Origin of the sequence: Aureimonas sp. AU40, assembly GCF_001463785.1 — a bacterium.
In the GTDB taxonomy this organism is placed as follows: Bacteria; Pseudomonadota; Alphaproteobacteria; order Rhizobiales; family Rhizobiaceae; genus Aureimonas.
This window is the reverse complement of the sequence record NZ_BBWL01000015.1, coordinates 90,190-104,895: the sequence shown is the minus strand read 5'-3', so window position 1 is coordinate 104,895 and position 14,706 is coordinate 90,190. Positions and strand designations below refer to the sequence as shown.

13 protein-coding genes and 1 pseudogene are annotated in these 14,706 nt (G+C 65.9%); 4 read left to right on the top strand and 10 right to left on the bottom strand.

Annotated features, from left to right (window positions below):
- Position 1 precedes the first annotated feature (1 nt).
- Both glyS and ypfJ read right to left on the bottom strand, forming a co-directional pair.
- The gene (gene glyS / locus AUL32_RS05680) at positions 2-2,131 is read right to left on the bottom strand and encodes a glycine--tRNA ligase subunit beta (protein WP_062112462.1); all 2,130 of its coding nucleotides are present in this window, start codon (positions 2,129-2,131) and stop codon (positions 2-4) included.
- Between the two features lie 84 nt (positions 2,132-2,215).
- Positions 2,216-3,100: a KPN_02809 family neutral zinc metallopeptidase gene (gene ypfJ / locus AUL32_RS05675; RefSeq protein ID WP_062112459.1), complete on the bottom strand. Its 885-nt coding sequence runs from the start codon at positions 3,098-3,100 to the stop codon at positions 2,216-2,218.
- Between the two features lie 164 nt (positions 3,101-3,264).
- Between ypfJ and AUL32_RS05670 the strand changes: the two genes are divergently transcribed.
- The gene (locus AUL32_RS05670) at positions 3,265-3,690 is read left to right on the top strand and encodes a DUF4112 domain-containing protein (protein WP_061975571.1); all 426 of its coding nucleotides are present in this window, start codon (positions 3,265-3,267) and stop codon (positions 3,688-3,690) included.
- A 5-nt stretch (positions 3,691-3,695) separates the two neighbouring features.
- Here AUL32_RS05670 and AUL32_RS05665 read toward each other — a convergent pair whose 3' ends face one another.
- Positions 3,696-4,916: an alanine racemase gene (locus tag AUL32_RS05665; RefSeq protein WP_061977762.1), complete on the bottom strand. Its 1,221-nt coding sequence runs from the start codon at positions 4,914-4,916 to the stop codon at positions 3,696-3,698.
- A 146-nt stretch (positions 4,917-5,062) separates the two neighbouring features.
- Between AUL32_RS05665 and AUL32_RS05660 the strand changes: the two genes are divergently transcribed.
- Positions 5,063-6,322 carry an amidase gene (locus tag AUL32_RS05660; RefSeq protein ID WP_062112457.1) on the top strand — a complete coding sequence of 420 codons (1,260 nt, stop codon included), beginning with the start codon at positions 5,063-5,065 and terminating at the stop codon, positions 6,320-6,322.
- A gap of 333 nt (positions 6,323-6,655) precedes the next feature.
- On the opposite strand, the gene metF is transcribed toward AUL32_RS05660, so the two are convergent.
- Both metF and AUL32_RS05650 read right to left on the bottom strand, forming a co-directional pair.
- Positions 6,656-7,579: a methylenetetrahydrofolate reductase [NAD(P)H] gene (gene metF / locus AUL32_RS05655; protein WP_062112456.1), complete on the bottom strand. Its 924-nt coding sequence runs from the start codon at positions 7,577-7,579 to the stop codon at positions 6,656-6,658.
- An 11-nt stretch (positions 7,580-7,590) separates the two neighbouring features.
- Positions 7,591-8,592, bottom strand: a complete 1,002-nt coding sequence (locus AUL32_RS05650) for an ArsR/SmtB family transcription factor (protein WP_062112454.1) — start codon at positions 8,590-8,592, stop codon at positions 7,591-7,593.
- Positions 8,593-8,710: 118 nt separating this feature from the next.
- Between AUL32_RS05650 and tsaA the strand changes: the two genes are divergently transcribed.
- The gene (tsaA, locus tag AUL32_RS05645) at positions 8,711-9,202 is read left to right on the top strand and encodes a tRNA (N6-threonylcarbamoyladenosine(37)-N6)-methyltransferase TrmO (protein ID WP_062112452.1); all 492 of its coding nucleotides are present in this window, start codon (positions 8,711-8,713) and stop codon (positions 9,200-9,202) included.
- Positions 9,202-9,513, top strand: a pseudogene (locus AUL32_RS05640) (DUF2293 domain-containing protein); the annotation flags it as partial. The gene tsaA and the pseudogene AUL32_RS05640, both read left to right, overlap by 1 nt.
- Before the next feature lie 96 nt (positions 9,514-9,609).
- On the opposite strand, the gene AUL32_RS05635 reads toward AUL32_RS05640, so the two are convergent.
- The 5 genes from AUL32_RS05635 to ettA all read right to left on the bottom strand — a co-directional run bounded on the left by AUL32_RS05635 (position 9,610) and on the right by ettA (position 14,581).
- Positions 9,610-10,188, bottom strand: a complete 579-nt coding sequence (locus AUL32_RS05635) for an MOSC domain-containing protein (RefSeq protein WP_062112448.1) — start codon at positions 10,186-10,188, stop codon at positions 9,610-9,612.
- 8 nt (positions 10,189-10,196) lie between these two features.
- Entirely contained in the window at positions 10,197-10,847 is a 651-nt protein-coding gene (locus tag AUL32_RS05630; RefSeq protein ID WP_062112446.1) for a DedA family protein, read from the bottom strand.
- A 126-nt stretch (positions 10,848-10,973) separates the two neighbouring features.
- A complete protein-coding gene (locus tag AUL32_RS05625) occupies positions 10,974-11,357 on the bottom strand; it encodes a response regulator (RefSeq protein ID WP_062112445.1) in 384 nt (127 codons plus the stop codon).
- The gene (locus AUL32_RS05620; protein WP_244497678.1) at positions 11,350-12,930 is read right to left on the bottom strand and encodes a sensor histidine kinase; all 1,581 of its coding nucleotides are present in this window, start codon (positions 12,928-12,930) and stop codon (positions 11,350-11,352) included. Before AUL32_RS05620 ends, AUL32_RS05625 begins: the two co-directional genes overlap by 8 nt.
- 1 nt (position 12,931) lies before the next feature.
- Positions 12,932-14,581 carry an energy-dependent translational throttle protein EttA gene (gene ettA, locus AUL32_RS05615; protein ID WP_061975556.1) on the bottom strand — a complete coding sequence of 550 codons (1,650 nt, stop codon included), beginning with the start codon at positions 14,579-14,581 and terminating at the stop codon, positions 12,932-12,934.
- Positions 14,582-14,706 lie beyond the last annotated feature (125 nt).

Below are 14,706 nucleotides of genomic sequence, written 5' to 3'. Positions count from 1 at the left end.
ATCAGCCCGCGATCTTCGAGAAGTCGGCGACGCGCTGCGTGGCGGCGCGAATGCGGGCGAGCAAGGCCAAACGGTTGGCGCGGATTGCTTCATCCTCCACATTCACGAGAACCTTCTCGAAGAAGGCGTCGGCGGGAATGCGAAGACGCCCGAGCGCCGTCGCGGCATGGGCGTAGTTCTCGACCGCCAGCGCCTCGTCCAGTTCCAGTTCGGCGCGGTCCACCGCCCCGGCCAGAACACGCTCTTCCTCTTCCCGCAGCAGGGCGAGGTCGACGCTCTCGGCGATGCGCGTGCCCTTCTTCTCCTCGGCGGCGAGAATGTTGGCAGCGCGGCGATAGGCGGCCAGAAGGTTGCGCCCGTCCTCGGTCTCCAGGAGGCGGCCGAGCTCGGTGACGCGGCGGGCGATATCGAGCAGATCGTCCTTCGCCGCACCGTCCGTGCCGCCGGCCAGAACCGCATCGACCCAATCGTGCCTGGCGCCGGACTCGCGCAGCTGCACCTTCAAGCGGTCATGGAAGAAGGCCAGGAGATCGCCGGACGTGATGAGACGGCCAAGCTGCGGGCGCAGCTCGTTTTCCAGGATGATGCGGATGACGCCGAGCGCCGCGCGGCGCAGGGCGTAGGGGTCCTTGGAGCCCGTCGGCTTCTCGTCGATCGCCCAGAAGCCGACCAGCGTGTCCAGCTTGTCGGCCAGCGCCACGGCGATGGCGATCCTGTCCTGCGGCACCCGGTCCCCCGGTCCCTGCGGCTTATAGTGATCTTCGATCGCGGCCTGCACCGAGGCGTGCTCGTTTTGCAGACGCGCATATTTGCGGCCCATCAGACCCTGAAGCTCGGGAAACTCGCCCACGGCTTCCGTGGTGAGGTCCGCCTTGGCGAGCGTCGCAGCGCGGCGCGCCAACGTCGGATCGGCGCCGACCAGTGGCGCGATGGCCGCTGCGAGATCGGCGATGCGGGCTACGCGCTCGCCTTGCGTGCCGAGCTTGGCGTGGAAGGTCACGCCCAGCGCGTCGAGCTTCGCCATGCGCTGGTCCAGCGGCTTGGCAAGGTCCAGCCCGAAGCGGGCGACCGAGGCTTCCAACGCGGCGAGATCGGGCAGCGCGTTCTGGTCGGTGCGCCAGAAATACAGCGCGTCCGACAGGCGGGCGCGCACGACCTTGCCATTGCCGCGCGCGATCTCGGCGCCGCCGTCCACCGCCTCGATATTGGACACGAGGATAAAGCGGTTGGCGAGCGCGCCCGCGCCGCGCCGGCGCGTGACGAAGCATTTCTGGTTGGTGCGAATGGTGAGCTGGATCATCTCCGGCGGAATGGCGAGGAAGTCCTCCTCGAACGTGCCCATGAGCACGACCGGCCATTCCACGAGGCCCGAGACCTCCTCCAGAAGCCCCTCGTCCTCGACGACCTCGAGCCCTTGAGCGAAGGCCAGATTCTGAGCGTCGGCGCGGATAATGTCCTTACGGCGCTCGGCATCGAGGACGACGCGGGCGCGCTCCAGGCTATGGATATAGTCGTCGAAGCGGCGCACGCGGATCTCGCCCGGGGCATGGAAGCGATGGCCGACGGTCACGTTGCCCGAGCGGATGCCCGAGACCTCGAAATCCACCACGACGGTCTCGCCGTTCTCCGGCCCGAACAGGCAAAGGATCGACTGGAGCGGGCGGACCCAGCGTAGCGAGCCCGGCTCGCGCGAGGCAGCGCCCCAGCGCATCGACTTCGGCCAGGGAAACTCGCGGATGATGCCGGGCATGATCTCGGCGACGATCTCTTCCGCCGCGCGTCCGGGCTTGAGGAGATGGGCGACGTAGAACTCGCCCTTCTTGCCATCGGAGTGCTTGTGCGCCTGCTCGATCGACTCGAGGCCAGCCGAGCGCAGGAAGCCTTCGATGGCCTTTTCCGGCGCGTCGGTACGCGGTCCCTTGCGCTCCTCGTGCACGTCCTTGGAGCGGGCATCGAGGCCGCGAATGTCGAGCGTCAGGCGGCGCGGCGTCCAGTATTCCCGCGCGCCCTCATAGGTCAGGCCCGCTTCCACCAGCGCGTCCGTCACCGCCTTGCGCAAATCTCCCGCCGCCTTGCGCTGCATGCGGGCGGGAATTTCCTCGGAGCAGAGTTCAAGAAGGAGATCGGGCATGGTTCGCTTCGCGGCTGGATCGCTTTTCGCCGCGTCTCACCATGCCGATCCTTCGATTGCAAGCCGATTGCGCTCAGCCTCGGATCAAAGCTGCCCCTTCAGCGTGTCGCACTGCGCCATGTCGCCCGTGGTGGCGCCGCGCTTGAACCACTCGACGCGCTGCGCCGAAGTGCCGTGGGTGAAGCTATCGGGGACCACCGTTCCCTGCGATCGACGCTGCAGCGTGTCGTCGCCGATCTTGCTGGCGGCGTTCAGCGCTTCCTCCATGTCGCCCGTTTCCAGGAGGCCGGCCTGCTGGGTGTCGTGCGCCCAGATACCGGCATAACAGTCGGCCTGCAGCTCCACCCGCACCGACACGGCGTTGCTGTCGGTCTCCGACATGCGTTGGCGCATGTCCGTGGTGCGCTGGAGAATGCCGGTCATGTTCTGCACGTGATGGCCGACCTCGTGCGCAATCACGTAGGCCTGCGCGAAGTCGCCGGACGCGCCGAGCTGGCTGTCGAGCTGCCGGAAGAAGCTCGTGTCGAGGTAGAGCTTCTGGTCGTTCGGACAGTAGAAGGGGCCGGACGCAGAACTCGCATTGCCGCAGGCGGACGAGACGCGGTCGGTGAAGAGAACCAGCTTAGGCTCGCGATATTGCTGGCCCATGCTCTGGAAGCGGCGGTTCCAGACATCCTCGGTGTCGCCGAGAACCACGGCGATGAAATCGTCCGTCTCGTCGGCCGTGCCGTTGACGCCCGGGCCGCTGCTTCGCGTGGTCTGGGTGGTCTGCGTGCCGTCATCCATGCCGATCACCGACATCGGATTGATGCCGAAGCCGATCCAGAGAATGCCGAGCAGAATGATGAGACCGATCCCGCCGCCCCCGGCGCGGATCGGAATGCGCATTCCGCCGCCGCCGAGACCCCCGCCCCCGCTGCCGCGCTGGTCCTCGATATTGCTGCTTTCGCGACGCCCGCGCCATTCCATCACAAGTCTCCCGGTTGCCGCCTACGGTTTCGTGAAGCGGGACATAGGCCGGCAACCGGCGTCGGGAATGGCGATCGGCGCACGAGCCCCTCGCAGAAGGCAGGCCGGCTCACCATTTTCAGGGGGAGAGGCTGCGATCGGCAGCCTTCAGGAGATCCACGACGATGATCGCCACCGCCTACGCTGCCGGTTTCGAGGCCGAGACGATGACGCCGGACCTGACCCGTCGCCTCGCCCGGCTGAACACGCTGGCCCGGTTGATGGACACCGCTATTCGCGTTCCGGGAACCGACATCCGCTTCGGCGCCGACGCGCTGATCGGCCTCGTGCCCGGCATCGGCGATGCGGGTGGCGCCTTGATCGGGCTTTACATCGTCAACGAGGCGCGGCGCATGGGCGTGCCGAAGCGCAAGCTGGCGCGCATGATCGCCAATCTCGGCGTGGACGCCGCGTTCGGCGCAGTGCCGCTGGCGGGCGACCTGTTCGACGTCTACTTCAAGGCGCACAAGCGAAACATCCAGCTGATTCTGGATCATTTCGAGATGGACCGGCGCGACATCCTCAAGGACGTCACGCCGCGCAGGCACTGACGCGTTCAGTCCGCCATTGTTTCCAGACTCGCAAAGCCCTCTGCCGCCCCGCCCTCGTCAAAGGGCTGGGCGACTTCCACGAACGTGTCGGGATAGAAGCCGTTGAAGCGGGTGCGCAGCGACAGCGAGTAGGCGCCGATATGGCCGATCTCGATCCAGTCGCCCGTATCAACCGTTTCCGGCAGCCAGAAGGGCCGCGACAGAATATCGACGGAATCGCAGGTCGCGCCGCAGACGCGGAAGGCGCTTAGACTCTTCGGATCGCCCTTGCGCGAGATGCGCGCGGGATCAGGGATGAAGCGCGCCGGCAGCGTGATCTTGCCGGTCCATGAATCCGACAGCGAAGCCCAGATCCCATCGTTGATATAAAGCCGCCGCCCCTTGCGAAGGAGCACGCGCACGATCAGCGAGAAGGCGCGTGCGACGACGACGCGGCCGGGCTCGGCGACCAGCGGCATGTCGGAAAAGCCCCATTCCTTTATATCACCGCGCAGCCGCGCCATGATCTCGTCCATGGAGGGAATGGTCGGCTTCTTGCGGCGCGGATCGTGCCCGTATTCGGCGGGGAAGCCGCCGCCGACATCCAGGCCCGCCAAGGGCACGTCGGCGCGGTTGCGCACCCAGTCGGCCGAGGCGAGCGCGCGCTCATAGGTGTCGGGGTCCTCGATCTGCGAGCCGACATGGAAGCAGAGGCCGACCTTGAAGCCGATGCGATGGCAGCGCTGGAGAAGCTCCACCGCATGGGCCGGCGCGGCGCCGAACTTCTTGGACAGCTCGTACATCGCATGGCCCTTGGTCTGGAGCCGAACGAAGATGGTGAGCGTCGCGGGGTCGAGATCGAGCGCGCGCACGATGCGCAGAATCTTGGCGACCTCGTCCTCGTGGTCGAGCGAGAGCGTGCGGATGCCGTAGGTTTCGAGCGCCAGGCGAATGTCGGACTGCGCCTTGATCGGATGCATGTAGAGCATCTCGGCATCCGGCGCGACGGCACGCACGGCTGCGAACTCGCCGGGCGAGGCGACGTCGAAGACCTTCACGCCGGCCTTGGCCAGCGTCTCCAGCACCATGGGCTCGCCATTGGTCTTCACGGCATAGGCGGTCTCGCCAGGGAAGGACGCCATGAAGCTTTGCGCGTCGGCGCGCAGCACGTCGGGGCGGAAGCAGTAGACCGGAACGTCCGGGCGGAGCGAGAGGGCCGCGTCGCGGGCCGTTTCGAACTTCTGCAACAATCGTCTCCTTCGTGGCACTTATGGGCTGGACATAGACCTCCAGCCATTCCGGCGAAAGCCGTTCGGCGATATGAGCTCAAACGGATGGCAGGCTTGTGAAGCATCTGCCACAAGATGGAACGGACCCCACCCAAGGCGCGCCCATGCAAGGCTTCCCCCTCGTCTCGCTCGAAGCCTTGACTGAGCGCATCGCGTCGGGTCGCTCGACCCCGGCGCGCGAGATCGAACAAGCGCGGGAGCGCATCCTTGCCGCCGATGAGGCGATCGGAAGTTTCAGTCGGCTGGTCGAGCCCGAGTCGCTTTCGCGCGCCAGCCCGTCAGGCCCGCTCGCGGGCGTCGCGCTCGGCGTGAAGGACATGTTCGACACGTTCGACATGGTCACGGACTACGGCTCCCCCATCCATGCGAACCACCGGCCGCCCGGCGACGCGGCACTCGTGGCCCAGGCGCGGGGGCGCGGCGCGGCGATCATCGGCAAGACCGTGACCACGGAATATGCCTTCGCCAGCCCCGTTCCGACGCGCAATCCGCACGACCTCGCCCACACGCCCGGCGCATCCTCCGCGGGTTCGGCGGCGGCGGTGGCGGCGGGGCTGGTGCCGGCGGCTTTGGGCTCGCAGACGGCGGGTTCGGTGATCCGCCCGGCGGCCTTCTGCGGCGTCGCCGGGTTCAAGCCGAGCTTTCGCCTTCTGCCGACGGTGGGCCTGAAATGCTTTTCCTGGTCGCTTGACACGGCAGGCCTTTTTGCCGCCGACATTCGGGACGTGACGCTTCTGGCCGAGATCCTGTCGGGTCGCCCGATGCGGGTGAGCGAGCAGACGCCCGTCCTGCGCGTCGGCCTCTACCGCTCGCGGATCGACGGGATGCTAAATCCGGAGATGCAAGCCGCCTGGGACCGGGCGGCGCGAGCGCTGGAGAAAAGCGGCTGCACCCTCATCGACATCGCGGAGCCGGACACGCTGGCGGCCGCGCGGCAGGCGCAGGAGCGCATCCAGCTTTATGAGGGCGCGGTGTCGCTCACGCACGAGCGGCGCCACCACGGCGACAAGATGAACCCCGGCCTGCGCGCGATCCTGGACGAGGGCGCCGCCATTCCGCCAGCCGAATACGACCTGGCCCGCCGTGCCGCACGAGCGGGACGACGCGAAACGACGAGGCTGTTCGATACGTGCGACATCGTGCTGGCGCCCTCCGCGCCCGGCCCGGCGCCGCGTATCGAGGATGGGATGGGCGATCCCGCCTTCAACCGGCTCTGGACCCTGGCGGGCACGCCTTGCGTCAACGTGCCGGCCGGCCTGACCTCGAACGGGCTGCCGCTCGGCCTCTCCGTCGTCGCCCGTTTCGGGCAGGATGCCCGCGCGCTGGCCGGTGCCGCGCTTCTGGAAGCATGCCTGAGAGACTGAGCGATCCGGCGCCCATCTCCTCCCCAGGTTTTTATCAAATTTTAACCATCGCAAGTCTCGGGGCCCGTTGGCTTTTCCCGATCCGACGGATTTCGTGACGCCTGCGAGAAACGAATCCGCCTTTACGATGTTAAACGGATCATGAAGACTGGACATATCCGGTGAGAAGGAGATCGTTTTGGAACGGGTGCGCTCTCTCAATCTGCTGATGGCAACCGCTGCCTTCGCCTTCGTCGGCGCCATGGTGGTGGGCTTCATTTCCTGATTTCGCCGAGCGAAACAGGCGTCAGACCATAACGGGAAAAGGGCCGGTCCTTCCGGCCCTTTTTCGTGTCAGGCGGCCTGTTCGACCTCGGTGACCTTGTCGTCCCCACCGCCCGAATTCTTCGGACGCAGACCGAGGATGTGACAGATGGAATAAACGAGGTCGGCGCGGTTCATCGTGTAGAAGTGGAAATCCTCGATCCCGCGCTCGGCGAGATCCAGCACCTGCTCGGCGCAGACGGCCGCCGCCACATGGCTGTGGGTATGGGCGTCCTTCTCCAGCCCCTCGAAGCGCTCTGCCAGCCAAAGCGGAATGGACGCACCGGTGGCCGCCGAGAAGCGGGCGACCTTGGTGAAATCATGGATCGGCACGATGCCCGGCACGATCGGGATGTAAATGCCCGCCCGGCGAACGCGCTCGACATAACGCTCGAACACATCATTGTCGAAGAAGAACTGGGTGATCGCGCGCGTTGCACCATTGTCGACCTTGCGCTTCAGCAGGTCGATGTCCGTGGCGAAGTCCGAACTTTCCGGGTGCTTCTCGGGATAGGCCGAAACGGAGATCTCGATCTCGGGGTCGATGGCCTTGATGCCGGCGGCAAGATCCACGGCGTTGCGATAGCCGCCGGGATGGGATTCGTAGGCACCCCCCGCTCCCGCCTTCCCGTCACCGCGCAGCGCGACGAAGTGCTTCACGCCGGTCTCGCGATATTGGCGCACGACCTCGTCCACCTCCTCGCGCGTGGCATCGACGCAGGTGAGATGGGCCGCCGGCTTGAGGTCCGTCTCGGCCAGGAGGCGCTTCACCGTGTGATGCGTGCGCTCGCGCGTCGAGCCGCCCGCGCCGTAGGTGACGGACACGAAGTCGGGCGAGAGCGGCGCAAGGCGCTGGATCGAGGTCCAGAGGCCGGTCTCCATCGCTTCCGTCTTGGGCGGAAAGAATTCGAACGACACACGGAAGGGCGCGCGTTGCGAACGACGCTGGATCATGGCTCTTTCCTTCAAGCGGCTTCGACCGGGCGCGGCGCCGGGTCGAGAAAGGGGGTCGCGCGCGGGCGCCGGGCGACGAGAATGAGAACGGTCAGCGCATCGGCCCGCCGGCCTTGCAGCGGCAGCGCGCGGATGGATTCGACCGAGAGTCCGGCGGCTTGGACATAGGCGCCAAGCGCCTCCTCGCTGAAGCCGAGGCGCAGATGCGCGTGCTCGGCGCGCAGTTCCTCCAGCCGATGCGGGGCGAAGTCCACGATGGCGAGCCGCCCGCCGGGGCCGAGCGCCCCCGCCGCCTCGCGCACGGCCGCAGCGGGATCATCGAGATAGTGAAGCACCTGATGCAGGGTGACGAGCGCGAAGCTGCCGCGCGGCACCGGCAGGCGATAGGCGTCGCCCTGCCGCACCGTGGCGCGGCTGAGGCCCGCCGCGTCGAGCTTGGCGCGGGCGATCGACAGCATCTCGCGCGAGGCGTCGATCCCCAGCGCGCGCTCCGAGCGCGGCGCCAGGAGTTCGAGCAGCCGCCCCGTGCCGGTGCCGACATCCAGCATGGCTTCGACGCTTTCCTCGCCAAGGCTCGCCAACAAGGCGGCTTCGACCTCGGTATCGGGAACGTGAAGCGAGCGGATGCGGTCCCATTGTTCGGCGTTGCGGCTGAAGTAGAGCGCCGCGCGCTCGGCCCGTTCGCGGCGGACGTCCTCCAGCTTCTCGCGATCGCCGGCAAGCCGCCCGTCTTCGTCCGTAACGCCCGCAAGCAGCGCGTCGGTGAGCGTCGCGACGAGCGGATCGTCGCTACGGCGGAAATAGGCCCAGGCGCCTTCCTGATGGCGAAGCACGACACCTGATTCCACCAAGAGCTTCAGATGGCGCGAGATGCGCGGCTGAGATTGGCCGAGAATCGAGGTCAGGTCGGACACGGTGAGGTCATGGCCGGACAGGAGCATGACCAGCCGAAGCCGTGTCGGCTCGCCCAAAGCCTTGAGAATCTCAACCGTTGCATCGAACGAAGCGCTCATGGACGCGCCTCCTACGCGCGAAACATATAAAGATATGTTTATGTGTTCAGCGGATGGGATGCAAGGGGGACTGGTCCGCGCCTTTGCGTGGCGCGGCGAGCCCCTATAGGCTTAGAGAATGAGCCTTGAGGAACCCTCCATCCGCCCCGGCGAAAGCCGCCTTGCCTTCGATGGCTCGCAGGCCGACGACGCGCGTCTCGTCTTCATCGGCCGCATCCGCTCGCCTTGGACGGAGCGGCGCGATTGCCCGAAGAACATGCGTGCGGCCCGCGAGACCGGCCAGAGCGCGAGCGTCGAAATCGACCTCGCCTTTCGCCCGGCGCTGGAGCGGCTGGAGCCGGAAAGCCATGTCCACCTTCTGACATGGCTGCACCAGTCGCGGCGGGACCTTGCGCTGCAGATGCCGCGCCATGCCGAAGCGGCGTCCGGCACGTTCGCGCTGCGCTCGCCGGTGCGGCCCAATCCGATCGGTCTGAGTCTCGTGCGCCTTCTGGAGATCGACCGGGTGAGCGGCAGGCTGGTGATCGATGCGATCGACGTTCTCGACGGAACGCCGCTGCTCGACATCAAACCCTATTTCGCCTCGGTGGACCGGCTGGAGGAGCGCTGATGGCGACGGAACGGCAGAAGACGATCGCCAAGAACCTGACGCTGCTGATCCCGCGCGTGCCGTTTCTCGATGCGGAGGCGATCCGCGCGGCGGCGGGGTCGCGCCATATGCGCGATCTCTCGCCGGCCAGCGCCGTCTGGCTCGCCACCTTGGCGCATGTCCGCCACCAGCACACCGACTATGACGAGCTGCGGGACGAGGGCTACGAGAAGGACGAGGCGCGCTTCTTCGTGGTGGAAGCGGTCAACGCCGTTCTCGACCAATGGGGCGCCACCCGCCATCTCGTCTCGGAGCCCGACAGCGACGAGGAATGGGACGACGAGGACGAGCCCGAGGATGGCGTGACCAGCGCCCTGCCCCTCAAGCAGCGGCTGAGGCCGGACGCGGACTGACCGCTCTCGATAAGCTCACGCTGGATCGTAGATCCATTGCTCGGGCAACCGAGCCTCGAAGGCTTCGCCCTGGCTCAGGCGGCCCGGCTTTTCGACCCAGGCGACGAGGCCGCGTTTGTGCTTGGCTGCGCGCACGAAGCTGAACTCGATATCCTCACGGCCAGGATGATGCGCGGCGATGGAGCGGCCCGACAGGCGGCACGGCCCGTTGTCGCCATCGACCTTCAGCGTCACGCCGCTCTCGAAGAAAAGGAGCGTTCGCGGCGGCAGGTGGCTGAGGCGCGGGATGCCGTCCAGCACCAGATTGGCGCCGATCCATTCCGGCAGAAGCTCGGGAATGTCGAGATCGCGGGCGACCTCCCCGAGTTCGGCGAAGCTGAGAATCGAAAGCTGGCGCTCGTTGCGGATTTTCGTTCCCCGGGGATACCAGGGCTCGCGCCCGCCCGTCCTGCGGGTCGGCCCGCCATGTTCGTCGCCGGCAATGCCTTCGAAGCCGAGTTCGAGCGTCTCGACAGATGTGGTGACGAAGCCCTTCCCCTCGGTGCGGTAGAGGCCCCCGACCGTTCCCTTGAGCTTGCTGGCGGGCTTGCGCATGAGGCGACTCATCCCTGGCGGTGCGGATGCTCGTCCGACTTCAGGTCGATCGGACGCGTGCGGCGCGTGGGTTTGAAGGTGATGACGCGGTAGAGGTAGATCACCACCACGGCGGCAATGACGATGTTCGACACCGGGCCGACATACTGGTCCACCAGCTCGTATTGCTGCGCCAGGAGATAACCGGCGAAGGCGAGGCCCGCCGTCCAGGCGAGCGTGCCGATGGCCGAGAAGAAGAGGAAAGTCGCGATCGGCATGCGGGCCAGCCCGGCGGGGATCGAGATCAGCGTGCGCACGGTCGGCACGAGGCGTCCGAACAGAACCGCGAGAATCCCGTAGCGGCGGAACCAGCGGTCGGCGGCCTCGACATCCTCCGCCGTCATGGTGATCCAGCGCCCGAACCGATCCGCCAGCTTGACGATGCGCTCCTCGCCCACGACGAGGCCGAGATAGTACCAGGGCAGAATGCCGAGAAGCGAGCCGATCGTGCCGGCGACGATCACGGCCCAGATCGAATGCTGCCCCGTGGCGGCCTGGTAGCCGGCGAGCGGCATGATGATCTCGGAGGGGATCGGCGGAAAGATGTTCTCGAGGAGCATCAGGAAGGCGATGCCGAACACGCCGAAATCCTGCATGAGACCCTGAACGAACTGATCCATGCGGGTGGCTTCCTGACTGTTCTGGTTTTTCGAATGAGTGCGGGGCCATAGCACGCCCGCGCTGCCAGCGCATGACCGCCGCACCGACGAGGCGCGCTCAGCCTGCGGGCGAAGCGCTCACGGCGATCACTTGTTCGTCAACGCCAGCGTTTGGGAAAGCGCACGGGCGATCTGCTCGGTCGTGTAAGGCTTCTGGAGCACGGGATAGACGCGCCATTCGGGGTCGATCCCATCGAGCCCGTAGCCGGTCGCGAAGACGATGGGAATGCCCATCCCGCGCAGACGCTCCGCCACGGGATAGACCTTCGTGCCAGCGATGTTCATGTCGAGAATGGCCGCGTCGATCGCAGGCTTGGCATCGAGCATATCCTGCGCCCGGTCGATGCGCATGGCGAAGCCCGCCACCACGCAGCCGAGATCGTCCAGAATATCCTCCAGCTGCATGGCGACCAGCGACTCGTCTTCCACCGCGAAGATGCGCAAGCCCTGATGTGAGGGGGCATCAGTCATGGGACGGACCCCTCGCCGCGCTGACTTCAGCCATGGGAATAACGAGAGTCCAAGTCAGTCCGCTGCTCCCCAAAGCCAGTTCCAGCCGCCCTTCCAGTTCGCCGGTGACGATGCGCTCCAGCATGCGCATGCCGAAGCCGGGCTTCAATTCGCCCTCGGACAGCGGCAGCCTCGCGCCCGCCTCGTTCCAGACGAGATGAAGATTGTCGTCCCGCACGTCCCAGCGCACGGCCAGCCGCCCGTCCCGCCCCGAAAGGACGCCGTACTTCACCGCGTTGGAGGCCAACTCGTGAAACACCATGGCGAGCGCGATCGCCGCCTTCGGGTTGAGGCTGAGAGGGTCACCCTGCATCTCGAACCGATCCGAGCCAAGGGCTGCCAGTTCGAGTCGGGCGATGGTGGCAAGGTCGGCCGCTTCCCAATGCTGCTCGCTCAAAAGGTTGTGCGCATTCGACAGGGCAAGGATGCGCCCCTCGAAGACGCGGCGAGCCTCTTCCCGGTCGGTCGTTGCGCGGAAGCTGCGCCGCGCCAGAGACTGCACGGTCGAGAGCGTGTTCTTCACTCGGTGGTTGAGCTCGTCCAGCAGAAGGCGCTGGCGGCGCTGGGCCCTAACGCTTTCCGTCCGATCATAGCCCTGGACGAAAATGCCGGATGTCGTGCCGTCGGAGGCTACGACGGGATGGTAGGAGAAATCGATGAAGAACTCGCGCAGACGCCCGGTCTCGGGATCGCGCAGCATGATCCGGCTTTCAAACCCGAGCGCGGCCTCGCCGGTCCGATAGGCCTCGTCCAACTTCTCGAAAAAGCCCTCGCCCTCGATCTCGGGAAAGACGTCGCGCACCGGTAGACCGAGAACCTCGCGTTGGCCGACGAAGTGGCGATAGGCTCGGTTGGCATAGGTGAAGACATGATCCGCGCCATGCAGCAGCGCCACCATGCCTGGCGCCTCCTCGAACAGGGCGCGGAACTGCTGGGCCGGCTTGGTGTCGTCGCGAATGGCCTCCTCGGCCTCGCGAGCGCGCTGTACCAGAGCGACGCCGCCGGAGAAGATGGAGTTCGGAGTGGAAGCCGCCTCGCGCAGAAGCACGAGTTCGGTAATGTCCACCGTGTTCTGAAGGATGTAGCGAACCGCGCCGGTCTCGTCGTTCAGCGGCGTGTGGATGGCCGTCCAATAGCGCTTGGCCATACCGCCGCCCTTCTCGGGCGGAATGGGAATGTCGTACTCGATATAAGCCAGCGTGTCGGGCTTGCCCGTCTCCCGAACGCGGTCGAGCGAATGCCGGAGACGACGACCGGCCTCGCCCGTATTCGGGAAGGCCTCGAAGACATGACGTCCGACCAAGGTCTGGCCGGAATGATCCGTGACGGCCTCGTAGGCGGGATTGACGGCCACGAAATGCAGCTGCGCGTCGAGGAGCATGTGCGGGCTGGGTAGCGCATTGAACAACTGTTGAAAGCTGATGCGATCCAACTCGTGGCCCTTCTTGCGCGAGGCGAGGGCCGCAGTGCCCTCCGTTCCGAAAGTGTAGCGGGGAAGTCCGCTTTGGAAAGTGGCCTTCCCCGTCTCGTTCATGTCAGCGCGTCAGGCGCTTGTAGGTGGGACGCTTCGGGTTCACCGAGTCCGGGCCGAGGCGACGGATCTTGTCGGCCTCGTAGTCGGCGAAGTTGCCCTCGAACCATTCGACATGGCTGTCGCCTTCGAAGGCCAGGATGTGCGTGGCGAGACGATCGAGGAACATGCGATCGTGGCTGATGACCACGGCGCAGCCGGCGTATTCCTCCAGCGCGTCCTCGAGCGCGGCGAGCGTTTCGGTGTCGAGATCGTTGGTCGGCTCGTCCAGGAGGATGACGTTCGCGCCCGACTTCAGCATCTTGGCGAGGTGGACGCGGTTGCGCTGACCGCCCGACAGGGTGCCGACCTTCTGCTGCTGGTCCGGCCCCTTGAAGTTGAAGTTGCCGACATAGGCGCGAGAGTTCATCTCGTACTTGCCGAGCTTCATGATGTCGACGGCGCCGGTGATCTCTTCCCAGACGTTCTTGTTGGCGTCGAGATGGTCGCGGCTCTGGTCGACATAGCCGAGATCGACGGTCTCGCCGATGTTGATCGCGCCGTCGTCGGGCTTTTCCTGCCCGGTGATCATTTTGAAAAGCGTCGACTTGCCCGCGCCGTTCGGCCCGATGATGCCGACGATGCCGCCGGCCGGCAGTTTGAACGAGAGGTTCTCGATCAGCACTCGGTCGCCGAAGCTCTTGGTCAGCTTCTCGACCTCGATTACCTTGTTGCCCAGGCGCTCGCCGGTCGGGATGACGATCTTGCCATCGGCCGGACGGCGCTGCTCGGCCAGTTCCACGAGTTCGTTATAGGCCTTGATGCGGGCCTTGGACTTGGTCTGTCGGGCCTTGGCGCCCTGCTGGATCCACTCGCGCTCGCGGGTGATGGCGCGCGAACGGGCGTCGTCCTCGCGGCCTTCCTGCACCATGCGCTTGCTCTTCTTCTCCAGATAGGCGGAGTAGTTGCCCTCGTAGGGAATGCCCCGGCCGCGATCGAGCTCGAGAATCCAGCCGGTGACGTTGTCGAGGAAGTAGCGATCGTGCGTGATCATCAGCACGGCGCCTTCATATTCGCGCAGGTGCTTTTCGAGCCAGGCGATCGTCTCGGCGTCGAGATGGTTGGTCGGCTCGTCGAGAAGCAGGATGTCGGGCTTGGCGAGCAGCAGTTTGCAGAGCGCGACGCGGCGTTTTTCGCCGCCCGAAAGCGGGGCGACCTGCGAGTCGCCCGGCGGGCAGCGCAGCGCGTCCATCGCCATCTCGACCTGGTTCTCCAGGTCCCAGAGGTTCTGCGCGTCGATGACGTCCTGGAGCTTGGCGCCCTCCTCGGCCGTCTCGTCGCTGTAGTCCATCATCAGCTGGTTGTAGCGGTCGAGAATGGCCTTCTTGTCCGCGACGCCTTCCATGACGTTCTCGAATACGGTCTTGGTCTCGTCGAGCTTGGGCTCCTGCGCGAGATAGCCGACCACCGCGCCGTCCGCCGCCCAGGCCTCGCCCGTGTAGTCCTTATCGACGCCGGCCATGATCTTGAGCAGGGTCGACTTACCCGCGCCGTTAGGACCGAGAATGCCGATCTTGGCGTTGGGATAGAAAGAAAGGTGGATGTTCTCCAGAACCTTCTTGTTGCCGTAGGCCTTGGTCAGGTCGGCCATATGGTAGATGAATTGGCGAGCCATCGAGCGCGCGTCTCCGCAAGGTAAGGAATGGGCAAGAGTTGGCGCACAGGTAAGCCATGGCGCCGCGATGAGCAACAAAGCCGGCGGAGGAAAATGCCGCGCCGCGATCGGACGGAGGCGCGCGG